This is a genomic window from Exiguobacterium sp. SH5S4 (genome assembly GCF_004337045.1).
Lineage (GTDB): Bacteria > Bacillota > Bacilli > Exiguobacteriales > Exiguobacteriaceae > Exiguobacterium > Exiguobacterium aurantiacum_A.
The window spans coordinates 1-24,597 of record NZ_SJUQ01000037.1; the positions used below are offsets into that span (position 1 = coordinate 1).

Annotated in this window: 30 protein-coding genes; 24 read left to right on the forward strand and 6 right to left on the reverse strand. The window is 52.0% G+C overall.

The features are described 5' to 3' along the window. Nucleotides 1–81 (forward strand): IS3 family transposase (locus EVJ32_RS16550; protein WP_131436690.1); only part of this gene is annotated, 81 nt, incomplete at its 5' end. Between the two features lie 63 nt (nt 82–144). On the opposite strand, the gene EVJ32_RS14790 is transcribed toward EVJ32_RS16550, so the two are convergent. After that, complete coding sequence (locus EVJ32_RS14790) at nt 145–957, reverse strand: Cof-type HAD-IIB family hydrolase (protein WP_131458968.1); 813 nt, start codon at nt 955–957, stop codon at nt 145–147. A gap of 164 nt (nt 958–1,121) precedes the next feature. Between EVJ32_RS14790 and EVJ32_RS14795 the strand changes: the two genes are divergently transcribed. The 15 genes from EVJ32_RS14795 to nfsA all read left to right on the forward strand — a co-directional run bounded on the left by EVJ32_RS14795 (nt 1,122) and on the right by nfsA (nt 11,742). Then, nucleotides 1,122–1,316, forward strand: a complete 195-nt coding sequence (locus EVJ32_RS14795) for a YjzD family protein (protein WP_070327820.1) — start codon at nt 1,122–1,124, stop codon at nt 1,314–1,316. Between the two features lie 68 nt (nt 1,317–1,384). Continuing rightward, nucleotides 1,385–1,804, forward strand: coding sequence for a thioredoxin family protein (locus EVJ32_RS14800; RefSeq protein WP_131458969.1), 420 nt, complete (start codon nt 1,385–1,387; stop codon nt 1,802–1,804). Continuing rightward, a complete protein-coding gene (locus EVJ32_RS14805; protein ID WP_131458971.1) occupies nt 1,801–2,586 on the forward strand; it encodes a phosphatidylserine decarboxylase in 786 nt (261 codons plus the stop codon). Before EVJ32_RS14800 ends, EVJ32_RS14805 begins: the two co-directional genes overlap by 4 nt. A gap of 139 nt (nt 2,587–2,725) precedes the next feature. Then, a complete protein-coding gene (locus tag EVJ32_RS14810; RefSeq protein ID WP_070327818.1) occupies nt 2,726–3,352 on the forward strand; it encodes a YqeG family HAD IIIA-type phosphatase in 627 nt (208 codons plus the stop codon). Nucleotides 3,353–3,485: 133 nt separating this feature from the next. Further along, the gene (gene yqeH / locus EVJ32_RS14815) at nt 3,486–4,598 is read left to right on the forward strand and encodes a ribosome biogenesis GTPase YqeH (RefSeq protein WP_016508207.1); all 1,113 of its coding nucleotides are present in this window, start codon (nt 3,486–3,488) and stop codon (nt 4,596–4,598) included. Beyond that, on the forward strand, nt 4,595–5,380 hold the full coding sequence (gene aroE / locus EVJ32_RS14820) for a shikimate dehydrogenase (RefSeq protein WP_071399265.1): 786 nt from the start codon (nt 4,595–4,597) through the stop codon (nt 5,378–5,380). Before yqeH ends, aroE begins: the two co-directional genes overlap by 4 nt. Nucleotides 5,381–5,385: 5 nt before the next feature. Further along, complete coding sequence (yhbY, locus tag EVJ32_RS14825) at nt 5,386–5,682, forward strand: ribosome assembly RNA-binding protein YhbY (protein WP_016508126.1); 297 nt, start codon at nt 5,386–5,388, stop codon at nt 5,680–5,682. Next, on the forward strand, nt 5,679–6,248 hold the full coding sequence (locus tag EVJ32_RS14830; RefSeq protein WP_070327816.1) for a nicotinate-nucleotide adenylyltransferase: 570 nt from the start codon (nt 5,679–5,681) through the stop codon (nt 6,246–6,248). Before yhbY ends, EVJ32_RS14830 begins: the two co-directional genes overlap by 4 nt. Continuing rightward, nucleotides 6,238–6,795 (forward strand): bis(5'-nucleosyl)-tetraphosphatase (symmetrical) YqeK, encoded by a 558-nt coding sequence (gene yqeK / locus EVJ32_RS14835; protein ID WP_131458972.1) that lies wholly within the window; start codon nt 6,238–6,240, stop codon nt 6,793–6,795. Before EVJ32_RS14830 ends, yqeK begins: the two co-directional genes overlap by 11 nt. Nucleotides 6,796–6,805: 10 nt before the next feature. Continuing rightward, nucleotides 6,806–7,153 carry a ribosome silencing factor gene (rsfS, locus tag EVJ32_RS14840; RefSeq protein ID WP_070327814.1) on the forward strand — a complete coding sequence of 116 codons (348 nt, stop codon included), beginning with the start codon at nt 6,806–6,808 and terminating at the stop codon, nt 7,151–7,153. After that, nucleotides 7,153–7,878 (forward strand): class I SAM-dependent DNA methyltransferase, encoded by a 726-nt coding sequence (locus EVJ32_RS14845; RefSeq protein ID WP_131458974.1) that lies wholly within the window; start codon nt 7,153–7,155, stop codon nt 7,876–7,878. Before rsfS ends, EVJ32_RS14845 begins: the two co-directional genes overlap by 1 nt. A 124-nt stretch (nt 7,879–8,002) precedes the next feature. Then, entirely contained in the window at nt 8,003–8,590 is a 588-nt protein-coding gene (locus EVJ32_RS14850; protein WP_131458976.1) for a DUF2238 domain-containing protein, read from the forward strand. A gap of 113 nt (nt 8,591–8,703) precedes the next feature. Next, nucleotides 8,704–10,173, forward strand: coding sequence for a catalase (locus tag EVJ32_RS14855; RefSeq protein WP_131458978.1), 1,470 nt, complete (start codon nt 8,704–8,706; stop codon nt 10,171–10,173). A 283-nt stretch (nt 10,174–10,456) separates the two neighbouring features. Then, nucleotides 10,457–10,930, forward strand: coding sequence for a hypothetical protein (locus EVJ32_RS14860; protein WP_131458979.1), 474 nt, complete (start codon nt 10,457–10,459; stop codon nt 10,928–10,930). 62 nt (nt 10,931–10,992) lie between these two features. Further along, nucleotides 10,993–11,742, forward strand: a complete 750-nt coding sequence (gene nfsA, locus EVJ32_RS14865; protein WP_131458980.1) for an oxygen-insensitive NADPH nitroreductase — start codon at nt 10,993–10,995, stop codon at nt 11,740–11,742. Between the two features lie 80 nt (nt 11,743–11,822). Here nfsA and EVJ32_RS14870 read toward each other — a convergent pair whose 3' ends face one another. The 3 genes from EVJ32_RS14870 to EVJ32_RS14880 all read right to left on the reverse strand — a co-directional run bounded on the left by EVJ32_RS14870 (nt 11,823) and on the right by EVJ32_RS14880 (nt 14,775). Beyond that, complete coding sequence (locus tag EVJ32_RS14870) at nt 11,823–12,947, reverse strand: TlpA family protein disulfide reductase (RefSeq protein WP_131458981.1); 1,125 nt, start codon at nt 12,945–12,947, stop codon at nt 11,823–11,825. A gap of 63 nt (nt 12,948–13,010) precedes the next feature. Beyond that, nucleotides 13,011–14,411, reverse strand: coding sequence for an MBL fold metallo-hydrolase (locus EVJ32_RS14875; protein WP_070327806.1), 1,401 nt, complete (start codon nt 14,409–14,411; stop codon nt 13,011–13,013). Nucleotides 14,412–14,478: 67 nt separating this feature from the next. After that, on the reverse strand, nt 14,479–14,775 hold the full coding sequence (locus EVJ32_RS14880) for a rhodanese-like domain-containing protein (protein WP_131458982.1): 297 nt from the start codon (nt 14,773–14,775) through the stop codon (nt 14,479–14,481). Nucleotides 14,776–14,889: 114 nt separating this feature from the next. On the opposite strand from EVJ32_RS14880, the gene EVJ32_RS14885 reads away from it, so the two are divergent. From EVJ32_RS14885 to EVJ32_RS14915, 7 genes are all read left to right on the forward strand, one after another. Continuing rightward, nucleotides 14,890–15,261: a rhodanese-like domain-containing protein gene (locus EVJ32_RS14885; RefSeq protein WP_236634116.1), complete on the forward strand. Its 372-nt coding sequence runs from the start codon at nt 14,890–14,892 to the stop codon at nt 15,259–15,261. Nucleotides 15,262–15,302: 41 nt separating this feature from the next. Next, entirely contained in the window at nt 15,303–16,082 is a 780-nt protein-coding gene (locus EVJ32_RS14890; RefSeq protein WP_016508199.1) for a sulfite exporter TauE/SafE family protein, read from the forward strand. A 206-nt stretch (nt 16,083–16,288) separates the two neighbouring features. Next, complete coding sequence (locus EVJ32_RS14895; protein ID WP_131458983.1) at nt 16,289–18,196, forward strand: LTA synthase family protein; 1,908 nt, start codon at nt 16,289–16,291, stop codon at nt 18,194–18,196. 400 nt (nt 18,197–18,596) lie between these two features. Continuing rightward, complete coding sequence (locus EVJ32_RS14900) at nt 18,597–20,078, forward strand: SulP family inorganic anion transporter (protein WP_131458984.1); 1,482 nt, start codon at nt 18,597–18,599, stop codon at nt 20,076–20,078. Nucleotides 20,079–20,093: 15 nt separating this feature from the next. Then, nucleotides 20,094–20,507: a universal stress protein gene (locus EVJ32_RS14905; RefSeq protein ID WP_131443509.1), complete on the forward strand. Its 414-nt coding sequence runs from the start codon at nt 20,094–20,096 to the stop codon at nt 20,505–20,507. 58 nt (nt 20,508–20,565) lie between these two features. Beyond that, a complete protein-coding gene (locus EVJ32_RS14910) occupies nt 20,566–21,180 on the forward strand; it encodes a class I SAM-dependent methyltransferase (RefSeq protein ID WP_131443508.1) in 615 nt (204 codons plus the stop codon). Nucleotides 21,181–21,413: 233 nt separating this feature from the next. Next, the gene (locus EVJ32_RS14915; RefSeq protein ID WP_201740697.1) at nt 21,414–22,661 is read left to right on the forward strand and encodes an MFS transporter; all 1,248 of its coding nucleotides are present in this window, start codon (nt 21,414–21,416) and stop codon (nt 22,659–22,661) included. Here the strand turns inward: EVJ32_RS14915 and EVJ32_RS14920 are convergent. Both EVJ32_RS14920 and EVJ32_RS14925 read right to left on the reverse strand, forming a co-directional pair. After that, nucleotides 22,658–23,608 carry an arsenic resistance protein gene (locus EVJ32_RS14920; RefSeq protein WP_236639527.1) on the reverse strand — a complete coding sequence of 317 codons (951 nt, stop codon included), beginning with the start codon at nt 23,606–23,608 and terminating at the stop codon, nt 22,658–22,660. The two genes, EVJ32_RS14915 and EVJ32_RS14920, sit on opposite strands and share 4 nt — an antisense overlap. A gap of 56 nt (nt 23,609–23,664) precedes the next feature. Further along, nucleotides 23,665–23,859: a hypothetical protein gene (locus EVJ32_RS14925; protein ID WP_236634115.1), complete on the reverse strand. Its 195-nt coding sequence runs from the start codon at nt 23,857–23,859 to the stop codon at nt 23,665–23,667. Nucleotides 23,860–24,089: 230 nt separating this feature from the next. On the opposite strand from EVJ32_RS14925, the gene EVJ32_RS14930 reads away from it, so the two are divergent. Next, nucleotides 24,090–24,597, forward strand: a 508-nt coding sequence (locus EVJ32_RS14930) for an RNA-guided endonuclease TnpB family protein (protein ID WP_145983588.1), incomplete at its 3' end; no start/stop codon positions are given.

Genomic DNA, 24,597 nt, shown 5'->3' on the forward strand with positions numbered 1-24,597 from the left:
ATATCGTTCTACAACCACGATCGTTTCCAGAAACGACTAAACGGCTTGAGCCCTGTCGAATACAGGTCTCAAGCCGCCTAGGCTGGTTTTCATTATTTGCCCTGTCTACTTGACGGGGAGCAGTTCAGTTTCAGCGGGTTTTTGTTATGACTTGATGCCAAGTTTTTCTTCGAGGTAGATGGCGATGCCGTCATCCATGTTCGAAGCGGTCACTTCGTTGGCGACGACTTTGAGCTGGCTGATGGCGTTGCCCATCGCGACGCCCGTGCCGACGTAGTCGAGCATCTCGAGGTCGTTCTCTTCATCGCCGAAAGCGATGATGTTCTGACGGCTAATGTTCAAGTGCTTCGATACTTCGCGAAGGCCGAGCGCCTTCGATGTATTTTGGCTCATGACTTCGATCATGTGCTCGGGCATGCGCCATTGACGGTTCAAGACGGCTTCGGCGTGCACTTTGTTCAAGCTGGCCCGGACGTTGTCGACGTGTTCTTTCGTCGCGTGGATCAAAAGCGACGTCGGCTCGTCTTGCAAGTGCTTGAGCAAGTCACCAGATGTGACGCTGAGTGCCCGTTCGGCGTAGGGACCGTAAAATTCTTGCGGATCTTTATGGAAATAGACGTGGTCGGTCACTTCGACGACGATGTTGTGTGCTTTCGTCTCCGATACTTCTTCGATGATGTCGTGTGCTGTTTTAAGTGGGATCGGACGGTGTGTGACCGCGTAGGACATATCTTTCGGGTGATGGACGAGCGCTCCGTTGAAGTTGATCAAAGGCGTCGTCAAGCCGAGTTGTTCATAATACATGATCGAGTGACGATGGGGCCGTCCTGTTGCGATCATGACTTCATGGCCGGCATCACGAGCCGCTTGAAGAGCGCGGATGTTCCGCTCACTGATCGTCTTGTCATCTCGTAACAACGTACCGTCTAAATCGACTGCGATTAAATAACGTGACATAAGTCATCCTCTTTTCTACATTGTGTACTATTTCTCTGACCGTACCATATTTCACGTTTCGACGGAAAGAATATACAATCGAGGTCGCATATTGTACGGCAACAATGATATACTATTGCCGTATGGAATTTTATGAATCATCTGTGAGATGGAGGGGACTTTCGATGCGTTACTTAGTCACATTGTTCTGGGCGATCTTGCTTTCGAATACAGCAGTCTTTATCATTTCAGCTGTCGATGGCGTGACGTTCAATGCGGTGCTCGCAACAGCCTTTGGCGTGGTCATCACAATCTTTATCGCGCTCTTGGATACACTTAACCAAGACATGGGAATCAACGACGTCGCCCAAGAAAAGTAAGACGTCCACAACCAAACTGGCTCATATCCGAGTCAGTTCTTTTTATACACATTTAGGAGGGATCGACCATGAAAAACAGTGCCAAACGCGCCAACTTCATTACGTTCGCCATCATCGGTGCCATCATCGTGATCGGGATCGCGCTCTTATTCTTCTTGAATAATGCGAATGAAGAGACCGGCGTCAACGCCGTGTCAGCGGACGAGCTCGAACAGAAAATTGACGAAGAAGAAGAGGTCGTCGTTTACTTCTGGCAGACGGGTTGCGAATATTGTGATCAAGTCAAACCGTATGTCGAACCACTCATCGAGGAGTATGACGCGGTCTCGATCAACTTGGCCGATCATGACGTCTGGACGACTTATGGCATTAACGGAACACCAACGATGATTCGTTTTAAAGACGGTCAAGAAACGGGTCGTGTCGAAGGGGCCGTCTCGGAACAACAGTACGAAACGTTCTTTAAAAACGAGGAGGCCGCACAGTGATCAAAAGCCGCTTGTATCAGACGTTGTTTGAATTGAATGCGACACCGTTCATCGCCAAGCGGCTCCGTCAGTTTGCCGAATCGAAGGCGAGCCGCGCGTTCATCCCGTCGTTCGCGAAAACGTATCAAATCGATATCGCTGAAGCGGCAGAGCCGATCGACGCCTATCCGAGTCTGCACGCCTTTTTCACGCGCCACTTGAAAGACGGGGCGCGCCCGATCGATGCAAACACGGACACGGTCGTATCACCGTGCGACGGACAGCTGTCGATCGTGTCCGCCATAACAGACGAGAGTCGGTTTGAAGTGAAGGGGCAGTCGTATACGCTCGCCGAGATGCTCGGTTCACAGTCAGAGGCGAGACGGTATGCCGGCGGGACGGTTTGCGTGCTCTACTTGAGCCCGCGTGACTACCACCGTGTCCATGTCCCGCTCGCAGGCCGAGTGCTCAGCCATTACGAGCTCGGCGACCGTTCGGCGCCGGTGAATGAACTCGGTTTGACGGAGACGGTCCGCCCGTTGTCACGTAACTATCGCCGTGTCACACGCTTTGAGAGCGTGGCCGGACGTTACGAGCACATCATGGTCGGCGCTTTGAACGTCAATACAATCGAATGGACCCATGACGGCGAACGTGTCGATAAAGGGGCCGAGGTCGGTTACTTCTCGTTCGGCTCGACCGTCATCCTCTGTTTTGAGAAAGATCGTGTCGTCATCGACCCGGCGAAAATTGGTCCGGTCCGGCTCGGTGAAGTCATCGGTTCGATTCAATCGAACCGATGACTGATAAGTAAATAGACAACAATTTTCTGGCCGGTCAAACGAGACACTAGTCGTTTGGCCGGTTTTCGTATAACATAGAAGGGATATCAATACTTGTATAAGCTGTTGAATCGCTTTAGCTAATTGGAGGAATACAAACGTGTTTAATCGACTTTATCCGAAACAGTTCGTCGCGTCAGTATTTGACATCGACCTTGAAGACTTGAAAGACCGTGGTGTCCGCGTCATTTTGACGGACCTTGATAATACACTCGTGGCCTGGGACGTCCCGCACGCACCTGAGCTTCTTTTGCTATGGCTCGAGAAAGTGAAATCACATGGACTCGATGTCATCGTCGTCTCGAATAATAACGAGAACCGCGTGCGCACGTTTACGGAACCGCTCGGTCTTCATTATGTGGCGCGTGCGAAAAAACCGTTGCCGTCTGGGTTCAAGCAAGCACTTGCCAAGTACGGCTATTCAACCAAAGAAGCGATTTTCTTAGGCGATCAAATCTTCACTGACGTGCTCGGCGCCAATATGGCAGGCATTCACGTCGTTCACGTGCAGCCCGTCGTCAAGACGGACGGTCTCGTCACGAAGTTCAATCGCATGCTGGAGAAAGTCGTATTCGCGCATATGAAGCGTCGCGGGAAGTACGTGTTGATCACGAAAAAAGTGGAGGAAATCGCAGTCGATGCGAAGCGGGCCAAAGTGGCCGTCGCTGAAAAGATCGGCGAGGCGATGCACTCACGTTCAGAAGATTCACATAAAAAAGATAAATAAGGGCCTCGAACGCATAGGAAGAAGGAGGCTGTCTTGTACGGCGCGTAAGACGTCGGAATTAACGCTTCAGGAGTAGCGGCGAGGCGCTACGAAGAATGAAGAAGAGGAAACTTAAAGGACAGCACATACGAATATGGAAGAAACGAAACGTTATTGCGCCGGTTGCGGCGTTCTCATTCAAACAGAAGACCCGACAGCAGTCGGTTATGCACCAAAATCGGCACTTGATCGCGAGATCGTCATTTGCCAACGCTGCTTCAAATTGAAGCATTACAACCAGATCCAAGACGTCGAATTGACGGACGATGACTTCTTGCGCATCTTGAACGGGATCAGCGCCAAAGAAGCGCTCGTCATCAAAATCGTCGATATTTTTGATTTCAACGGAAGCTGGCTCCCGGGACTTCAACGTTCGGTCGGATCGAACGATGTCTTGTTAGTCGGGAACAAAGTCGATCTACTGCCGAAGTCGGTCAACCCGAACCGGATGGCGAACTGGATGAAGACCGAGGCGAAAGAACTTGGTTTGACGCCGGTCGATGTCCATTTGATCAGCGCTAAAAAAGGTCACGGCATCGACGAACTAGCAGAGAAGATCGAGTACTATCGCAAAGGGAAAGACGTCTACGTCGTCGGTTGTACGAATGTCGGGAAATCGACACTCATCAACCAAATCATCAAGCGCTTCGGTGCTGAAGATGAAGCGATCATCACCGTCAGTCATTTCCCGGGAACGACGCTCGACTTGATCGACGTCCCGCTCGATGATGATGCGAACCTGTACGATACGCCAGGGATCATCAACCGCCATCAAATGGCGCATTACGTCGACGCGCGCGATTTGAAGACGATCACACCTAAAAAAGAGATCAAGCCGCACGTGTTCCAATTGAACCCGCAGCAAACACTCTTCTTTGGTGGTCTGGCTCGTCTCGATTACCTGGAAGGCAATAAACGTTCATTCGTCGTCTACATGTCGAACGAGTTGAAGACACACCGGACGAAGCTCGACAAAGCAGATGAGCTTTATGAAAACCATATCGGCAAAATGCTTAACCCGCCGAACGAGAAGACGTTGCAATTGTTGCCGCCGCTCGTGCGTCATGAATTTAGTCTCCGTGACGGCGTCAAGACGGATATCGTCTTTAGCGGACTCGGTTGGGTCGCCATCCACGGAAAAGGTGGACGGATTGCCGCTTGGGCACCAAAAGGAGTCGTCGTCACATTACGCGAGGCGCTCGTATGAGACTGGCCGTCATCGGTCACCCAATCGCTCATTCGCTCTCTCCCTCCCTGCACGAGCAGTGGCTGAGAGCGTCTGGGCTTTTCGGGCGGTATGACGCGCTCGACGTCACAGCGGACGAGCTCGCCCCGTTGTTTCAGGCGATGCGGGACGGGGACTATGACGGGTTCAACGTCACGATCCCGTACAAGGAAGCGGTCATCCCGTTGTTAGACGACTTGGAGGACTCAGCCAAGTCGGCCGGTGCCGTCAACACCGTCTATAAGCGGGACGGACGTTTGATCGGCGCGAACACGGACGGCGTCGGTCTTGTGACCGCACTCGACCCGTACACCGACTGGTCTGGTCGTGTGCTCGTCATCGGGGCGGGTGGAGCGGCCCGCGGGATCATCAGCGCGTTGCCGACCCGAAACGTCACGGTCACGAACCGGACGATCGACCGGGCCGAGCGTCTCGCGAAGACGTTCGGCATCGAGTCACAACCGCTCGGTGATGTCGACGTCGCCCGCTACGACGTCATCATCCAAACGACATCGGTCGGCATGGATGGGGTACAATCACCGCTTCCGTTAAATGGATTACGACAAAACACCGTCATTTGTGATATCATATATCGTCCACTCGTCACACCGTTTTTAAGCGACGCCACAATCCGAGGCGGTAAAACCGTGAACGGGACTGCCATGTTCGTCGGGCAGGGAGCGTTGGCGTTCGAACGCTGGACAGGTGTGAAACCGGATCAAATTGTCGGAATGAAGTTAATTGAAAGCTTATTGGAGGAATAAAAATAATGTTATCAGGTAAACAGAAGCGATTTTTACGCGCCGAGGCACACAACCTCTCGGCCATCTACCAAGTCGGAAAAAACGGCGTCAGTGAAGCGATGTGCAAAGACATCGGCGATGCGCTCGAAAAGCGTGAACTGTTAAAAGTCCAAGTTCTTCAAAACTGTCTCGACACGCCGAAAGACGTGGCTGGAGAGTTGGCTGAAGGAACGAAGGCAGAAGTCGTTCAAGTCATTGGAAAAGTCATCGTCTTGTACAAACAGGCGAAAGAGAAAGAGAATCGCCAAATCAAGCTTCCATGAGTCGCATCGGGCTGATGGGAGGGACGTTCGACCCGCCGCATCTCGGTCATCTGTTGATCGCCGAGCAGGCGAGAGAACAACTCGAGCTCGACGAGGTCTGGTTCTTACCGGCAGCGATCCCGCCCCATAAGGCCGGGTTCAGCCGGGCGGACGACCGGATCGAGATGACGCGACGGGCCATCTCCGGTCACCCGGATTTCAAGCTCAACTTGATCGAGTTCGAACGAGCTGAACCGTCCTACACGGTCGAGACGATGAAACGGTTGCGGGAGCAGTATCCGGCTGACACGTTCTTCTTCCTGATCGGGGCCGATTCACTCGATGCGCTCGAGAAGTGGCACGATTATGAGACGCTGACTACGCTCGTGACGTTCGGTGCGGTCGCACGGCCCGGGAGCCGCTACCGGATCCCGAGCCGAGCTGACGTCCGTACGATCGACATGCCGCAGCTTGAGATTTCGTCGACCGACATTCGGGAACGTGCGAAGCGGAACAAGTCGATCACGTATCTCGTCCCATGTGAAGTCGAAACTTATATCAAGGAGCACGATTTGTATGACGTATGAACAGGCACAGGCATTGATTGAACGAACGTTGCCTGAGAAACGGTACATCCATACGCTCGGTGTCGTCGAGACGGCAGAACGTCTCGCCCGAACGTACGGAGAGGACATAGACCAGGCCCGGCTCGCGGCAATGTTGCACGATTATGCGAAGTACCATGACCGTGACGAGATGCGTCAAATCGTCTTAGACGAGCATCTCGACCCGTTGTTGCTCGAGTTTGATGACGAACTGCTTCATGCGCCGGTCGGAGCGGTCTTGTTAGACCGTGCCTACGACCTCGACGCTGAAGTCATATCGGCCATCAAAAACCACACGACCGGCGAACCCGGTATGTCGCGCCTCGATCAAATTTTATTTGTCGCGGATGCGATTGAACCGAATCGTCGGTATCCCGGTGTCGACGTGTTGCGCGATTTGGCAGACGTTTCACTTGAAGCGGCCGTCGTCGCGACACTGCGCCATACGATTAACTATTTATTGAAGAAGTCGGTGCGGATTTTCCCGCAGACGATTACGACATATAACTATTATTTGAACACACCTTAGGAGGGTCTATATGACTGTAAAAGAAGAACTTGAATTGATTGTAAAAGCTGTTGACGATAAACGTGGGGAAGACATCGTCGTCCTCGACATGGAAGGTATCTCACCGATCGCCGATTATTTCGTCATCTGCCACGGTAACTCTGAGAAGCAAGTCGAAGCGATCGCACGTGAAATCAAAGACGTGGCGGGCGAGAACGATTTGCCGCTTAAAAAATTCGAAGGCATGGACTCGGCACGTTGGGTGCTCGCTGACCTTGAAAACGTCGTCGTCCACATCTTCCACCGTGACGACCGTGACTACTACAACCTTGAAAAATTATGGGCTGACGCGCCGCACGTCGACGTGGAAGTCGGCTAATGACGTACGAAGGGTTCGCCTACGTATACGATGAGTTGATGAAAGATGCCCCGTACGCGGATTGGGTCGCGTTCGTGCGGCGCCACGTCGCGGACGGTGCATCGCTTGCCGACGTCGGATGCGGGACGGGCTCAGCGACGATCCGGCTGGCCGAGCATTACGACACGATCGGTCTCGACTTATCCGAGTCAATGCTCGAAGTCGCCCAAGAGAAAGCGCTTGAAGCGGGCGTCACGCTACCGCTCTGGCAACAAGACATGCGTGAGCTCGAACTGCCGGCTCCGGTCGATGCCGTGACGATCCTTTGTGACTCGCTTTGCTACCTTGCAGACGAGGCCGACGTCGTCGACACGTTCGAGGCGGTATATGAGCAGCTGAAGCCGGGCGGGACGTTCATCTTTGACGTCCATTCACCGAACAAGATGGAGACGCTCTTCAACCAGAAGACGTACGCGTCGAACGGGGAAGACTGTTCTTACATCTGGTTCGCTGACCCGGGCGAGAAGCCGCTCTCGGTCATCCACGATTTGACGTTTTTCGTCGCGCTCGAGGATGGCACGTATGAACGCGTCGAAGAGACGCACGAACAGCGGACGTATGAGCCAGGGCAGTATATGCAATGGCTCATCGGTGCCGGCTTCCACGTGAAATCGGTCACGGCCGACTTCTCGGATCAAGCTCCGGGCCAAAACGCCGAACGAATTTTCTTCGTCGCCCAGAAATAAACGAGACCCTATCGCGTGAAGCGATGGGGTCTTTGTCATATGGAAATATGTACACAGTTGTTCGATTAGACACGGAAATGGGAATAAGTCCGTAGAGACATTTTACGGAAAGAAGGCACGTATCATGAAGCTGACACGAGGACGACTGTTAGAATTCGGATTCGTCTTGTTCATGGGGATTATTCTCATCACGTCCATCATTCAAGGAGCGTGGTTTAACGCGAGTGTCGCCGGGGCGGGCATCGTCTCGGGACTGATTCCGTTCATGTTGGAGAAGGCGTTTAAAACCGAGTTCGATGCCAAGATGAAAATCGCCTATATTATTTTCCTGTTCGCCTCGCAATATTTGGGTTCGATCGTCGGATTATACAGCAACGGATGGTGGGACACATTTTTGCACGTGTTGAGCGGGGTATTTTTGGCGTTTCTTGGTTTTGACTTCTTTAGTCGTCTCGATGAAGACACACGGCTCGAGATGCCGAAGCGCTTCCTCTTCGTTTACATCGTCGTCTTCTCGATGGCGGGCGCGGCGTTATGGGAGATGTATGAGTTCACGTCAGACATTGTGTTGCAGACGACGATGCAAGGGAACGGGAACGATGACACGATGGTTGATATAATTGCCGGATCGCTCGGTGGGATCATCGCTGCCTTATTGGTGACAGAAATCCATCGGAAAGAGCAGATTAAAAAGAAAAATGGAACCACCTGAAAATAATAGCGCTTACAAAACGTTCGAGACGTCTCGAGCGTTTTATTTGTAATAATTATTATCTTTTAATATTATTAATTTAGTAATAATGATTATTAAGAGGAGGCAACAATATGGATCAACATCGTCATCTAACTACTAACCAAGGCGTTCCAATCGGGGACAACGCCAACTCCATCACAGCCGGCCGCCGCGGCCCAACGCTTCTCGAAGATTATCAGCTAATTGAGAAACTCGCCCACTTTGACCGTGAGCGCGTGCCGGAGCGGGTCGTTCATGCCCGTGGTGCCGGAGCACACGGTGTCTTCAAAGTTAAAAATAGCATGAAACGATATACGAAAGCCAAGTTCTTGCAAGAAGTTGGCCAAGAAACACCAATTTTTGCCCGCTTCTCGACGGTCATCCACGGTCTCGGTTCACCGGAGACGCTTCGTGACCCGCGTGGATTCTCAGTCAAGTTCTACACCGAAGAAGGCAACTATGACTTCGTCGGAAACAACTTGCCGGTCTTCTTCATCCGTGATGCGATCAAGTTCCCAGACGTGATCCACTCGCTCAAACCGGACCCACGGACGAACCTTCAAGACCCGGACCGTTTTTTCGACTTCATGTCGCTCACACCGGAATCGACGAGCATGCTCGTGCACTTGTTCAGTGATGAAGGCATCCCGGCGTCGTACCGTCACATGCGCGGTTCATCGGTCCATTCGTTCAAATGGGTAAACGAATTTGGGAACACGGTGTACATAAAGCTCCGTTGGGTTCCGAAGCAAGGCATTAAAAACTTGTCGATGGACGAAGCAGCGAAAGTGCAAGCGGAAGACTTCAACCATGCGACGCGCGACTTGTTCAACGCGATCGAAGAAGGCGACTTCCCGGAGTGGGACCTTTACGTCCAAATCCTCGATCCGGCCGATATGGACAACTTCGACTTCGACCCGCTCGATGCGACGAAAGACTGGTTCGAAGACGTCATCCCGTATCAACTCGTCGGCACGATGACGCTCAATAAGAACGTCGACAACTTCTTCGCCGAGACGGAATCGGTCGGGTTCAACCCGGGCGTGCTCGTCCCTGGGATTCAACCGTCGGAAGACAAGATGCTGCAAGGCCGTTTGTTCTCATACTCGGATACGCAACGTTACCGCATCGGGGCGAACTATCTCCAACTCCCGATCAACTGCCCGTTCGCACAAGTGTCGAACAACCAGCGTGATGGCGCGATGCCGTTCAAACAACAGACGAGTCCGGTCAACTACGAGCCGAACCGTTACGAGGACACACCGAAACCGGATGCGGCTTATATCGAAACCGAGCAACCGATCACAGGAGTAACGGGTCGTCAGAAAATCGAGAAGACGAACGACTTCGGGCAAGCGGGCGAGGTGTACCGCCGCTACTCGCAAGACGAGAAAGACGGTCTCGTGCGTAACTTGGTCGCCCACATTAAAGAAGTCCGTCATGAGAAGACGGTCCTTCTCTTGATCTGTAACTTCTACCGTGCCGACCGCGACCTCGGGGAACGCCTGTCGAAAGAATTGAACGTCGATATCACACCATTCTTGAGTCAAGTAACGGAGTAAACGTTAGGAAGCAGAGTCGGCAAAACGCCGCTCTGCTTTTTTGCGTATACTAGGGAGTGGGGGTGATGAAATGAATGTGCGAAGTGCTGGGTATTTGCTAATCGAACGAACAAATCGAGCAGCGTATATGGACGAACGACTGATTCCGAAGTTGGTGCAATCTGCAAGTGTATGCATTTGTGAGCAACATCCAACGCTTGATGTGCTTTGGGGGACGTCAAAACATAGTAAAGATACGTATCGAGAACAATTGCAACTTACCGAAAAAGAGTACCTCATACTCATGGAATGGGTAGATTTGCATCAGGAGAGTGGGGAACTCGGATACCCTCAAACGTTTCAGACGATTGAACTCGCAAAGAAATTTAGGGACCGTTTCTTCTCTCACATCGAACGCGACATCATTGAGCTCGGTCTGCCTGAGTCTTATGTTTCTGACTTTTTAGCAGAGGGGGAAGAAGGAGACAGCCCCGAGCGATACGGCGTTGAACGTTTCATTTTGCGACACGAACGCAATGAGCCGCTCGGACGATTTCTCGGTTACGAAGTGCTCGGGTATGAGAAAGGCACGTTTCATTCCTATCTATGTAATGGGTTAGAGCGAGATTTCGCCGAACGATTCCCGTTTCAGTTGAACGAGCGCGGCTTCATCCCGACGCTTGAAGAAGCGGAACGCTATTGTACATACAGTAATCAAGAAGACGTTGGGACTGAGCCTGTCTTGTGGTTGCCATGGGCCATCTTTAAAGTGGAGTGAGGTCTCTATCATTGTCGGAAACCTTCGCTCTGTGCCAAGATAAGAAAAAAGGGGGAAGCTGCATGAATCAAATCATCGAGACATTACTGAACCACCGCTCCGTCCGCTCGTTCACGGACGAGACGCTGACCGACGAACAGATCCGTCTCATCGTCGAGAGTGCCCAACGCGCCTCGACGTCGAGCTTCATCCAGGCGTATTCGATTATCGGCGTGACCGACCCAGAGAAGAAGGTACGCCTCGCCGAGATCGCCGGCAATCAGCAGTACGTCGTCGACAACGGTCATTTCTTCGTTTTTTGTGCTGACCTTTACCGGCACGAACTGATCGGGCAACTGCAAGAAGCCGCCGTCAATCCGACGCTCGAGACCGATGAGAAACTGCTCGTCGCCGTCATCGACGCCACGCTCGCGTCACAGAACGCCGTCGTCGCTGCCGAATCGATGGGGTTAGGCATTTGTTACATAGGCGGGATCCGCAACGATATGTCGGCTGTCAAAGAGTTGCTCGGTTTGCCGGAGCGGGTGTTGCCGCTGTTCGGGCTCGCGGTCGGTGTCCCGGCGCACGTCGAGGATCAAAAACCGCGGCTTCCGCTCGAGCATATCTATCATGAGAACACGTACGACGCTGATCCGATTCAACTGAAGCAAGAGCTCACAGCTTACGACCAGACGATTCACGACTACTATGCGGCACGTGGATCGAACCAACGCAGCGATACATGGACGGGCCAGATGGGAAGGATGTTGTCGAAGCCGACCCGGCTCGATGTGAAAGACTTCTTGAAGACGCAAGGCTATTTGAAGCAATGAAAAAACCGCCGGCTTGAACTACCCCATTAAAAGTTGGATTTTCATGTCCAACTTTTTTGGTTCAGTTCAACTGGCGGTTTTTAGTTGGTTTTGGTATCGAGCCACGCTTTATCGATCGCACCGAACTGTTTGGCGACGATGACACCATTTTCATCGAGCACATACGTCGTCGGCATCGCTTGGATCCGGTAGGCGTTCCCGACGGCACCGTCCTCATCGTAGACGACTTGGAACGCGTCTTCATAAGGCGCGACGAACGACCGCGCCTCGTCGACGTCACGTTCACTCGTCGTCGTGTTGACGGCAACGATCGTCACATCATCTTGCTCGCGGGCAAACTTGGCCATGTCTGGCATCTCGGCCCGGCACGGCGGACACCAAGACGCCCAAAAGTTGACGACGACACGCTCTCCGCGTAAGTCTTCTAAGTTAAGCGTCGTCCCGTCCGTTCGTTTCAATTCAAAATTAGGCGGAACTTGACCGATGTTCAGTCCGGCCGCTTGAGACGAGTCGGCAACGAGCGTTGGTGTCTCGTCCGGTAAGCTCGCGTTGATGATCGCGAGCGTGACGAGGACACCGAGACCTGATTGGACGATGCGGCGTGACGGTTTGGCGACGTACCCGGCGAGTCCGACTAAAGCTGCGAACGGGATGAGCCACAGTAGATTCACCGTTGTCGTCGCATACGTGCTCACGAGCCAGATAGCAAACGCACCGACCGTCGTCCATAGCAAGGCACCGACCGATGGCGAGCGCATCCAGCGCCACGTCACAACGATTAAGCCTGCGATGAGCAGGGCAGTGTACAGATGGAGCGGTTGAGCGGTCGCGATAAACGGGAGCGTTCCGTACTTCGGCACGACGATCGTCACACCGAACCATAAAAGTAGGGCTGAAAATAGCCAATAGCCCCGAAGCCCGGGAGCAAGCCGGAAGACGAAAAATCCGATTGTTGCAGTGGCGATCAGGATCGACCAGATACCGCCCGTCGCGTACAGCGATAGCGCCAAACTACCGGTCGAGGCGAGGCCGATGATGATGGCGCTCAGTTTCCAGGCGAGAAACCCGGCGAACCACGTCCCGAGGACGGCGTCGCGGTCTTTTTCCGTTAACCCGATTTTTTTGAAGCCGATGTAGAGACCGAGCAGACTGACCATGAAGACGAGAAGGTCGAGTCGGACGTTCAGTGGACCGATTGCAATCACGATATCCCTCCTAGAGAAAAAGCGCCCAAACGAGTGGGCGCTTTCTTTGTTTTTAGTATAGCATTAGCCGATTTGTTCTGCGTTGAGGACGGTCTTCATCGCAGCATAGCCACCGAGGATGTTTTGAATATCCTTGTAGCCGAGCGATTGAAGGACGCTCGCGGCCATACGTGAACGGACGCCTGACGCACAGTGGACGGCGATCGTCTTGTCTGTCGGTAGACCGTCGTGGTCACGCATGAGTTTACCGAGCAAGATGCGCTCTGCTTTCTCATAGTGACTCGCGTTCCATTCTGTCGCGTTGCGGACGTCAAGGACGAACACGTCGTTCTTCTCAGCTGATTCGATCGCTTGTTCAGCCGTCACGTCCGTGTACGTTTCTGTCAATAGTTCTTGACCGAGCTCTTCGACAGGGACGATGAAGCGGAGACGGTCAAGACCGATCGATTGAAGGTCTGTCTGCACTTCTTCGACGTCTTCCGCGCTCGCGATGAGCGTGATGTCTTTGTCGAAGTTAACGAGCCAGCCGGCCCATGAGACGAATTTCGTGTTGTAAGGGATGTTGATCGTCCCAGGGACGTGACCTTGCGCGAAGTCTTCGCCTCTACGTGTGTCGACGACTTGCGTCGCTTCGACGAGTGTGTCGAGACGGTCCGTGCCGACGACTTCTGGACGAGCGATCTCGTTCGTCACTTGGATGCCTTCTTTGTTCACTTTTTTCATCATCGCGAAGTAGTTCGGCGGTTCTGGTTGGTCCGTCGTCAACTCTTTGATGAATGCGTCTTTGTCCGTCATTTGGAGCGCCCAGTTCGTCGCTTTCTCATAACCGACCGTTGACGTTGGGATCGCGCCGAGCGCTTTCCCGCAAGCGCTGCCGGCACCGTGACCAGGCCAGACTTGAACGAAGTCAGGGAGAGCCTTGAACTTGTTAAGCGAGTGGAACATTTGCTCGGCACCGATGGCCGTCGTTCCTTTCACGCCGGCCGCTTCTTCGAGCAGGTCAGGGCGTCCGATATCGCCGACGAAGACGAAGTCGCCTGTGAAAATACCCATCGGTTGCGTTTGGTTGCGGTCATAGAGCAAGAACGAGATGTGTTCCGGTGTGTGGCCTGGTGTGTGCATGACTTCGAGCGTGACGTTACCGACTTTGAACGTGTCGCCGTCTTTGACGAGTTTCGAGTCGATGTCTTTCGCGAACGCATATTTCCATGACGCGTCACCTTCATCTGACAAGTAGGCTGTCGAGCCAGTGCGTTTCGCAAGTTCGAGCGAACCTGAGACGAAGTCGGCGTGGATGTGTGTCTCAGCCGTCGCGACGATCGTCATGCCTTCTTTTTCAGCTTCTTGCAAGTACGGTGTGATGTTGCGAGCCGGGTCGATGACGACCGCTTCGCCGGTCATTTGGCAACCGACCATGTAAGATGCCTGTGCTAATTTTTGATCATAGAAATAACGTAATAACATATGATATACCCCCTAGAATAGTTGACTGTAAACGTTAGTTGTTGTGCTGCTTTATATTAAGAAGTGATTAAACCGTTTCGCCTGTCCAGCTCATCATGCCGCCGTCGACGTTGATGACGTCAAAGCCGAGTGAGTCGAGGTAAGCTGACGCGTTCATGCTGCGTCCGCCTGCCGCACAGATGACATGAATCGGTTTCGTGCGGTCGAGCTCATCGACTTTCGCACTGAACTCAGACAACGGTACGTTTTTCGCTTGTTTGATATGTCCGCCTGCAAATTCGTCCGTTTCACGTACGTCGATCAAGTTGAGCGTTTCATCCGTGCTTAGCAATGTTTCTAATTCAGTCGTCGTAATCGTCTTCATGTGGTATTAATCCCCTTTTCTAATCAAGTTATGTTTAAAGTGAGTAACTTTCGTTGTTTTTAATATACCCCCTAAGGTATACTCAATGCAAGGAAAAGAATTGGAGGTCAAAAATTGCGTAAATTAACGATCATCTTATCGGTTTTAGTGATTGTGACTGTCGGAATCGTGGTTTTCACTTCGAAAGAGGATAGAATCACCCAAATCGACGTCGAAACACTACAAAACAGATTGGAAAACGAAGAAATAACCTTGTTGGACGTCCGTGAACTAGATGAATACGAGGGGGGGCATATCGAAGGAGCGGTGAACGCACCACTTTCTTCATTAAATGAAACCGAATTACCTTATGCGAAAGATGAACCGATCTATATCATTTGCCGCAGTGGCAATCGAAGCGCCCAGGCGGCCGAGTTGTTGCAGGATCGAGGTTATACGGAAATTTATGACGTCTCAGGTGGTATGATCGCTTGGGAACAGAGATAAAACTTACTTATCTAATAGGGTAGGAAACTGGAGGAGCTAGTATGGAGTTAGAGTTTATCATCACAATCTTTTTGATTGGCTTTATCGGATCATTCATCTCAGGGATGGTCGGGATCGGCGGGTCAATCATCAAATATCCGATGTTGTTGTACATTCCGCCGCTTCTTGGCTTCGCGGCGTTCAGCGCGCACGAAGTATCTGGGATCAGCGCGATTCAAGTGTTCTTCGCGACGATCGGTGGGATTTACGCATATCGTAAAGGCGGCTATTTGAATAAACAACTCATCCTGTATATGGGTGTCGCCGTCTTGATCGGAAGTTTCATCGGGGGCTACGGCTCGACGCTGTTGTCGGAGAACTTGATCAACGTCGTCTATGCGGTCCTCGCGACGATTGCGACGATCATGATGTTCTTGCCGAAAGCGAACGTCGAAGATTTGCCGCTCGACCAAGTCACGTTCAATAAACTGATTGCGGCCAGTTCGGCGTTTATCGTCGGGATCGCAGCCGGGATCGTCGGGGCGGCCGGAGCGTTCATCTTGATGCCAATCATGCTCGTCGTGCTCCGTATCCCGACGAAGATGGCGATCGCGAGTTCGCTTGCGATCACGTTCATCTCATCGATCGGGTCGACAGCCGGTAAGATCATCACCGACCAAATCGTTTGGGAACCGGCTTTCGTCATGATTATCGCGAGTTTGATTGCGGCACCGATCGGGGCGAACATCGGGAAAAACATGAAGACGAAGTCGCTCCAGATGATTTTGGCGTTGCTCATTTTAGCGAGTACGGTCAAGATCTGGATGGACATCATCGGCTAAATGAATCGTGTTTCAAAGGCTATCGAGTTCACTCGATAGCCTTTTTTAGATGAAGATTGCAATGAAATTGTTAAGTTTATGTAGCATTGTAAACGTCAAAAAGTTGAATTAAGTTCAAAAGAACGTTAAAATACTCTTTATACGTCTGTACGTTTGTTAGTCGACGCACTAACTTACCATATGAAAATGACCTAAGGAGTGTTTGAATGAATCACACGAATCAATCGAACGGGAAATTAGAGCGGTTCCGTCACGCGGCAAGCGACTCGTTCCGGACGCATCGCCTGTTTTGGATATTTACGATCCTGTTATGGACGAAGTCACTGATTGCGTATCAGTTCTTCTTTAACATGCCACCTGAGAACGCGGTCCAAGCGTTCATTCTGTTCATCAACCCGTTAAGTTTCACGTTGTTCTTGTTTGCCTTTAGTTTCTTCTTCGGAGGCAATAAACGGAAGTGGGCGCTATACGGTCTTTACACGGTATCCTCGCTCATCTTGTTTGCGGATACAACCTACTACCGTGAGTTCACTGACTTCTTGACTGTGCCGTTATTGTTCCAATCGTCGAACCTAGAGACGTTATCATCGTCATTCCTGTCGTTGCTTGAATGGAAAGACTTGCTTCTGTTAGGAGATCTCGTCGTGCTTCCGTTCTTGCTCTGGAAAATAAAAGAGACAGGCAAAGCGTCACAACGCCGCGTGTTGCTCACGTTCGGTGCGGCTGCCGCCGTGTTCGGCTTTAACCTTGTCCTCGCAGAGACGGAGCGCCCAGAACTGTTGACGCGTTCGTTCGACCGTGAACTGCTTGTTAAAAACTTAGGCACGTTCAACTTCCACGTCTATGACGCGATGCTTCAAACGAAGACATCGGCGCAAAAAGCGCTCGCGGACGGTTCTGAGCTCGATGAAGTCGAGAACTACACGCGTCAGAACTATGCGGCGCCGGACCCGGACATGTTCGGGAAGTATAAAGGCAAGAACGTCATCGCCATCTCGCTCGAATCGACACAGAGCTTTACGCACAATATGAAAGCTTCGAACGGCGAGTACATCACGCCGAACTTGAACAAGTTGATCGACGAGTCTCACTTCTGGCCGAACTATTACCATACGACCGGTCAAGGGAAGACGTCGGACTCTGAGTTCGCGCTCGACAACTCGCTGTACGGATTGTCGCGTGGCGGCGTCTACTTCACGAACGCCGACAACGAATATGATGCGCTTCCTGGTGTCATCAAAGAAGACAACTACTATTCGGCGGTGTTCCACGCCAACAACAAATCGTTCTGGAACCGTGACCAGATGTATCAAAACATCGGAGTCGATGAGTTCTTTGATGAGAAGAGCTACGATTTAGGCGACCCGGCCAACATGACGGAATGGGGTCTCCTCGACGATGAGTTCTTCTTACAGTCGGTACCGATGCTTGAAGAACTGCCGGAACCTTACTTCGCGAAGTTCATCACGCTGACGAACCATTTCCCGTTCACGATGCCGAGTGCGGACCATGAACTCGTCCCGAAATTCGAGACGAACTCGACGACGCTCAATAACTTCCCGCAAGCGCTCGCGTATCAAGACTACGCCCTCGGTTTGTTCATTGATGAGTTGAAAAAGAACGGGACATGGGACGATACGATCTTCGTCGTTTACGGTGACCATAACGGCATCTCGACGAACCATAACGCTGCCATGGCCGACTTGCTCGGAAAAGATGAGTTGACGCCATATGACGTGGCAAAACTCCAGTCTGTCCCGCTCGCGATTCATTTGCCTGGTCAAGGTCAAGGTGAAGTCCATGAGACGATTGGGAGCCACGTCGACTTGAACCCGACGATTCAACACTTGCTCGGGTTCGATACGTCTGATCAAATCGGATTCGGTAACGACTTGTTCGCGCCAGAACGCAACGATCGCGCCATCTTCCGTGACGGTACGATCGTGACAAGCGACTATTTGTTCACCCAGTCAACGTGTTATGACGCCGAGACAGGAGAAGTCGTCGATGACGCGAAAGTATGTACGCCACTTGAAGACGAGGCGAACAAAGTACTTGAGATGAACGATAAGATCATCTATTCGGACTTGCTTCGCTTTAAAGAAAATAACTAAACACTCGAGAGAAAAGATTTTAAAAATCTTTTCTCTCTTTTTTGTTGTCTGAAAAATAAATCGGCGGCGAAATCAGATCGACTATGGTGAAAATTAGGGTAGGTGAGGTAAGCGATTACATGGCTGGTGTAAAGGGGGATACGAAGTCGGAGCAGCGAGGGGACGTGAAGAGAGAGAACGAGGTGTGTCGTTATATCCTTATAAAAATGAACGAATCCGCTCGCAGATAGCTCGGAAAAAGTTGAGGCTCATCGGTTGCCATCGTGCTCATTCTCGGGTAATATCTGAGTTGTTGTGAAGTTATGAACGAACTGTGAATACGGCTTCTATAATTTAATTAAGTTGATTTCTGTGAGAGTCAGAAATCAATTTAAAAATTTTTATAGAGAGGTGTGTTCATTTGGAAAAATTGAATACGGTAAAACAAGAATGGCTCGGAAACGTTCGAGTCGAAGTAATGGCAGGGATCGTCGTGGCCCTTGCACTCATTCCGGAGGCAATCGCCTTCTCACTGATCGCTGGATTAAATCCGATGGTAGGACTATATGCGTCCTTTATCATCGCGATGGTCATTTCGATTACAGGAGGACGCCCCGCGATGATTTCGGCCGCGACGGGCGCGATGGTACTCCTTGTCGTCGATCTCGTAAAAGATTATGGACTTCAGTACTTGCTCGCTGCAGGGATACTAGCTGGTATTATCCAGATCGTGCTTGGTTTTCTTGGTATAGCTCGTTTAATGAAGTTCATCCCGCGTGCGGTTATGGTCGGCTTCGTTAACGCCCTTGCCATTTTGATTTTCCAAGCCCAGCTTCCGCAATTTGGAGGCGAGACGTGGATCATGTGGGCTATCGTTGCAGCATCGCTTGCGATCATCCTTCTGTTTCCGCGCATCACGTCAGCAATCCCGGCGCCGCTTGTCGCCATCGTGGCGATGACGTTGCTCGTGTTCTTTATGGGACTTGAGACGAAAACGATTGGAGATATGGGGACGATCACGGCAACGCTGCCGATGTTCCTCTTGCCGGACCTCCCGCTCACACTCGAGACACTTATGATCATCTTGCCTTATTCGTTCTCGCTCGCCTTTGTCGGTTTGATTGAGTCGCTATTGACGGCTCAAATCGTCGATGACATGACGGGTACAGATTCGAATAAGAACCGTGAATCAAAAGGTCAAGGGATCGCCAACATCATCGCTGGTTTCTTCGGTGCGATGCCAGGATGTGCGATGATCGGACAATCGGTCATCAACGTCTCGTCTGGAGCACGGGGTCGCTTGTCGACGTTCTCGGCAGGACTTGCGCTCCTCATCATGATCATGACGATGAGTAACATTTTAATGCTGATTCCAGTCGGGGCGCTCGTCGGTGTCATGTTCTTCGTCGCCTATGCGACGTTCGACTGGGGCTCACTCAAAACGCTCAAGACAGGTCAAAAGACCGATTCGCTCGTCATGGTCACGACGGTACTCGCGACCGTGCTCACGCACGACTTGTCGATCGGTGTCATTGTCGGAATCGTGACGGCCGCCGTCATCTTCGCTGCGAAAATTTCGCGTGTCGAGCTGAAGCGCCACCAAGACGGACACCGTGCTCACTATGAAGTGAACGGACAATTATTCTTCGCGTCTACGTCTGACTTTGTCAACCAGTTCGATGTCGAAGAGGATGTCGAAGCAGATGTGAAACAAGTCAGTATCGACTTCGCCAACACCCATCTTTGGGACGATTCGGCCATCGGGGCCATCGATAAAGTCGTCTTCAAATATCGGACGGTCGGAATCGAACCAGAACTGTTAAACTTGAACAAAGATTCAGAGAAGCTGTTGAACACGCTGGCGCTCCATCTTCGTCAACAAGATGCGAACGTCGGCCACTAAAAGGGGGAACTTACAATGAGTAAAATCTTTCTAGCGATTGATGGTTCAGACCATTCGATGCGTGCCACCCAAAAAGCGGTCGAACTCGCCAAAGTGACATCATCTTCAATCGATGTCGTCCATGTCGTTTCACCGAAAGAATCAAAAGAAAGCGCCCTTCAATCGACGGGTAAAATCGATCTTGAAGTGAGACGGAAACAACGTCTTCAAGTGTTTTTCGATGCGATCACCGAAGCGGGCGTTTCGTACGAGTATATCGAACTCCGCGGCGAACCTGACGTTGAACTCGTCAACTACGCCAACCATGAACCGTTTGAATTCGTGGTCGTCGGCTCGCGCGGTCTCAATACGTTCCAAGAGTTCGTATTGGGCAGTGTCAGCCACAAGCTTGCTAAACGATCGTTGTCACCTGTGATCATCGTTCGTTAACAGACAGCGCCACGAAACTTTCGTGGCGCTTTTGCTGTGTAAAAAAAAGGAGGAGCTTATGACATTAGATTATACGGGAGAACGGGTCATCCCAGATCAAATGAACCCGATGAACGGCATGTTGCTCGAACATATCGCCCGCTATCAGTTCGCCGCGTTGTTTCTCGAAGGACGTGTGCTCGATTTTGCGAGCGGGAGCGGGTTTGGTAGTCAATTGATTGCAAAGATACAAAAAAAATCGGTCGCTGAGGTCGTCGCGCTCGATATTTCAGAAGATGCGATTCGATATGCGCAAGGTCGTTATTTTCACCCGAAAGTGAAGTATATCGTCGGAGACGTGCTCGACCGGACGCTACCAGATCAACTCGGCACGTTCGACTGTATCGTCAGTTTTGAGACAATCGAACACGTTGAAGACTTTGCAGGGTTCATGGCGAACGTTTCAGAATTGTTAAAGCCGGGTGGCATGCTCGTCTTGTCGACGCCGTTCGGTCAAGGCATCGGTAAACCGACGAACGAACCGTTCCACGTTCATCAATTTACCGATCAAGAGTTTAAGGCGCTTTTCACGTCATTCAGTTCGACAGATTTTTATTACCAACGTGGCGTGCTGATCGAACCGAAACGAGAAGCGGTACATTATCCGATTGGAATTGCCGTCGCTATTAAATGATGTGAACGTGTTGATGAGGCCAAGCAGGAGGTGATGAGATGAGTGTGAAAATCATTTGTCCCGAGTGCGATGGGGTCGGGACCGTTCCCATCATAAAAGGATTTCCGTTCGTTAAGGAATGTCCGGTTTGCCAAGCGAGCGGAAAGAAAAAAATAAAACGCAGAAAAAAACGTTCAATTCTTGTAAGATGAGGATTGAACGCTTTATTTTACATAACGAAAGGGGCAGAAAACATGAAAGGTCTTCGAAAACCATCCTACTACGGATGGTATATGGTCATGATCGCGGGCCTCGGTGTATTTTTCTCAGGTCCCGGTCAGACGTACTTTATCTCAGTTTTTATCGACCAATACATAACCGATTTTGGCTGGTCGCGCTCTGAAGTATCGAGCGTTTATTCGGCCGCGACGCTCGCCTCGGCCGCCTGTTTATTTTTCGTCGGTCGATTGATCGACCGCTTTGGGCAACGGGCGATGATGGTTATCGCCTCGATATTGCTGGCGGTCGCTTGTCTGTTCAACAGTTACGTCACGAACTTGACGATGCTCTTCTTCGGCATCTGGATGCTCCGCCTGTTCGGGCAAGGGTCGATGACGCTCATCCCGAACACGCTCGTCCCACAATGGTTCATCACGAAGCGTGGCCAGGCGCTCAGCTATATGGCAATCGGTGGGTTTTTAAGTGCCGCCGTCTTTCCGCCGCTCAACGTCTGGCTCGTCGGTTTGATCGGTTGGCAAACGACGTGGCAAGTGTGGGGACTGCTCGTGCTCGTCTTGTTCACACCGCTCGCTTATCGTTTCGTCCGCAACCGCCCAGAAGACATCGGACTGTTGCCGGACGGAGGGACGAACCCTCATCCGAGCAACAAATCGACAACGACACCGGTTCATATCGATGTCGATTTCACGTTCCAAGAAGCGCTCAAGACACGCGCATTTTGGCTGATTTTGTCGTGCATCGGTATCCCGGCGCTCGTCAACACGGCGATCACGTTCCACTTGATCTCAATCTTTGAAGAGCAGAGCCTACCACCAGCGACGGCCGCACTCGTCTTGAGCTTGATGGCGGTTCTCGGTTTCCCGGCGACGTTCATCGCGGGACGGCTCATCGATGTCGTGAAAATCAATTATGTATTGATCGGTATTTTTGTGACCGAGATCATCTTCATGGTTATCCTGCAATATACGTCGACGTTCTCAATCGCGATTCTGTTCGGGGTGATCTGGGGCATCAGCAACGGCTTTGAGCGCATCGCTTTGAACTATGTTTGGCCGTACTACTTCGGTCGGGCCGCGCTCGGTAGCATCAGCGGGCTGGCGACGTCGGTCATGGTACTTGGCTCGGCGGTCGGACCGTTGCCGTTCGGGATCGCCTACGACTTGTTCGGCAACTACGAGTCGATCATTTGGTATTCGCTCGTTTTCCCGGTCATCGGCATCCTCGCCGCCTCGTTCGCGGTCAAACCGACGCTCGTGCGCTAACCGAGTCGACGTTCGTCTCGATTGAGTCGCCGGATCACGAAGGAAGCGGCGACGAGCACCGGCAATTCGATTAACGGCCCGATGACCAAGACGAGGGCAATGAGCGGCTCGTTCGGGAATGCGGTCGTCGCGATGGCGAGCGCGATCGGTGAATTCCGCGCGAGCGTCGTCATTTGTAGACTCGTCACAGCCGCGTCTTCACGCAACAGTTTCTTGCCGACACGGCGGCTTATGACAAAATTGACGATGAAAAATAACAGCAACGGTACAAGCAACAGGCCGAGGATCGAGACGTGCTCGATCAAGAGCCGCCCTTGTGAGGCAAAGATCGACATGACGGCTAGACTTAACAAGATGATCGGCCATAAGCTGACGCTCTCGAGCCGCTGCAACTGGTTCGACTTGGCGAGAAAGTACCTCAGTCCAATCGCTGAGCCGAGCGGGATCGCTAAAACGGCTAGACTATGTAGGAACACCGAAACTGAGATCACGCTCGACGTCCCTGTCAAAACATAAAGATAGACCGGTAACAGCGCGAGTTGAAGTACAAGGTTGAGTGGCAAGATGCTGAGCGAAGCGACGACGTCGCCTTTCGCGAGACCGGTGAAGACGATATACCAATCGGTGCATGGCGTGACCATGAGCATGATGAATCCGATCCAAAGCGCCGGGTGGTCGGACAAGAAGACGCTCGCGAGTGCAAACGCGAAAACGGGCGTCCAAACGAAGTTGAGGACGAGACTCGTGATCGTGAACGTGCGGTTTGAAAACGAATGCCGGATTTGGGCGAACGGGATTTGAATGAACGTAAAGAACAGCATCGCCATAAGTAACGGTACGATCGCACCGTCCGCGATTCGACGCAGCGTCTCGATCGTCCCGAACGCGAGACCAGTCACAACAGATAGAAGTATGAATATGGGGTATAATTTCTCGAATCGACTCAAAGGGCCACCTCTTTTCCATTAGCAAAAACGTACCACAAAAAAACCCGATGAACGAGTCATCGAGCGATGAAATAGTATAACAGTCCGAGCGCCACGAATGAGACCGGAAATAGGACGATATACGTCCAAGACACCAGCGACCAGCTTTTCTTTTGGCTATAGTCTGATTTGTCTTTTCCGAGACCGACCATGATCGTGAAGACGAGGGCGATCAAGCAGACGACTAGCGATAATCCGATTGTGAGATACATCATACCACTTCCTTTAACATAATTAAGCGAGAATTCTCCCACCTCTAAGCGTCTGGGGCGAAGCCCAGCGTAGGTGGGAGATGAATCGCCCGTACATAAACTTCTTGGCCACCCCTGTGACAGATATGACGAACATAAGTTCGTGATTCCGTCAGATTTCCCTTCCCCCGTCGCGGGTATCGGATGAGGAAGGCGTTCATCACGATCATCGGCCGAGAGGAGGGGGAGACATGCTGAAGGGCTACAAATACCGGCTCCACCCGACCGCGGCACAGGCCGAGTTCCTCGTCAGGACGATCGGCTGTGCCCGCTTCGTCTACAACAAGCTGCTCGAGGACCGCATCAAAATCCGCGAGGAGGCGAAGGCTGGGACCGGCCCGAAGCGAAAACTGCCGACACCCGCCTCGTACAAGCCCCTGTTCCCGTTCCTCGCCGAGGCGGACAGCCTCGCGCTCGCGAACGCGAAGCTTCACCTCGACGCGGCGTTCGCGAAGTTCTTCGCCGGGACGGCCGGCTTCCCGGTGTTCAAGTCGAGACGGAAAGCGCGCGCGTCCTACACGACGAACAACCAGCACGGCACGATCCGCATCGAGGGGGACCGGGTCCGGCTGCCGAAGGTCGGGTTCATCCGCTTCACACAGCACCGAATCTTCGACGGCGAGATCCGGTCGGCGACCGTGTCGATGACGAAGACGGGCAAGTTCTTCGTGTCGCTCCTCGTCGAGCAGCCCGACGAGC

Bases quoted from the DNA above. Each gene is read 5' to 3' on its own strand.
- EVJ32_RS14790 (WP_131458968.1), bottom strand. From the start codon at position 957: ATGTCACGTTATTTAATCGCAGTCGATTTAGACGGTACGTTGTTACGA.
- EVJ32_RS14795 (WP_070327820.1), top strand. From the start codon at position 1,122: ATGCGTTACTTAGTCACATTGTTCTGGGCGATCTTGCTTTCGAATACA.
- EVJ32_RS14800 (WP_131458969.1), top strand. From the start codon at position 1,385: ATGAAAAACAGTGCCAAACGCGCCAACTTCATTACGTTCGCCATCATC.
- yqeH (WP_016508207.1), top strand. From the start codon at position 3,486: ATGGAAGAAACGAAACGTTATTGCGCCGGTTGCGGCGTTCTCATTCAA.
- aroE (WP_071399265.1), top strand. From the start codon at position 4,595: ATGAGACTGGCCGTCATCGGTCACCCAATCGCTCATTCGCTCTCTCCC.
- yhbY (WP_016508126.1), top strand. From the start codon at position 5,386: ATGTTATCAGGTAAACAGAAGCGATTTTTACGCGCCGAGGCACACAAC.
- EVJ32_RS14830 (WP_070327816.1), top strand. From the start codon at position 5,679: ATGAGTCGCATCGGGCTGATGGGAGGGACGTTCGACCCGCCGCATCTC.
- yqeK (WP_131458972.1), top strand. From the start codon at position 6,238: ATGACGTATGAACAGGCACAGGCATTGATTGAACGAACGTTGCCTGAG.
- rsfS (WP_070327814.1), top strand. From the start codon at position 6,806: ATGACTGTAAAAGAAGAACTTGAATTGATTGTAAAAGCTGTTGACGAT.
- EVJ32_RS14845 (WP_131458974.1), top strand. From the start codon at position 7,153: ATGACGTACGAAGGGTTCGCCTACGTATACGATGAGTTGATGAAAGAT.
- EVJ32_RS14850 (WP_131458976.1), top strand. From the start codon at position 8,003: ATGAAGCTGACACGAGGACGACTGTTAGAATTCGGATTCGTCTTGTTC.
- EVJ32_RS14855 (WP_131458978.1), top strand. From the start codon at position 8,704: ATGGATCAACATCGTCATCTAACTACTAACCAAGGCGTTCCAATCGGG.
- EVJ32_RS14860 (WP_131458979.1), top strand. From the start codon at position 10,457: ATGGAATGGGTAGATTTGCATCAGGAGAGTGGGGAACTCGGATACCCT.
- nfsA (WP_131458980.1), top strand. From the start codon at position 10,993: ATGAATCAAATCATCGAGACATTACTGAACCACCGCTCCGTCCGCTCG.
- EVJ32_RS14875 (WP_070327806.1), bottom strand. From the start codon at position 14,411: ATGTTATTACGTTATTTCTATGATCAAAAATTAGCACAGGCATCTTAC.
- EVJ32_RS14880 (WP_131458982.1), bottom strand. From the start codon at position 14,775: ATGAAGACGATTACGACGACTGAATTAGAAACATTGCTAAGCACGGAT.
- EVJ32_RS14890 (WP_016508199.1), top strand. From the start codon at position 15,303: ATGGAGTTAGAGTTTATCATCACAATCTTTTTGATTGGCTTTATCGGA.
- EVJ32_RS14895 (WP_131458983.1), top strand. From the start codon at position 16,289: ATGAATCACACGAATCAATCGAACGGGAAATTAGAGCGGTTCCGTCAC.
- EVJ32_RS14905 (WP_131443509.1), top strand. From the start codon at position 20,094: ATGAGTAAAATCTTTCTAGCGATTGATGGTTCAGACCATTCGATGCGT.
- EVJ32_RS14910 (WP_131443508.1), top strand. From the start codon at position 20,566: ATGACATTAGATTATACGGGAGAACGGGTCATCCCAGATCAAATGAAC.
- EVJ32_RS14915 (WP_201740697.1), top strand. From the start codon at position 21,414: ATGAAAGGTCTTCGAAAACCATCCTACTACGGATGGTATATGGTCATG.
- EVJ32_RS14925 (WP_236634115.1), bottom strand. From the start codon at position 23,859: ATGTATCTCACAATCGGATTATCGCTAGTCGTCTGCTTGATCGCCCTC.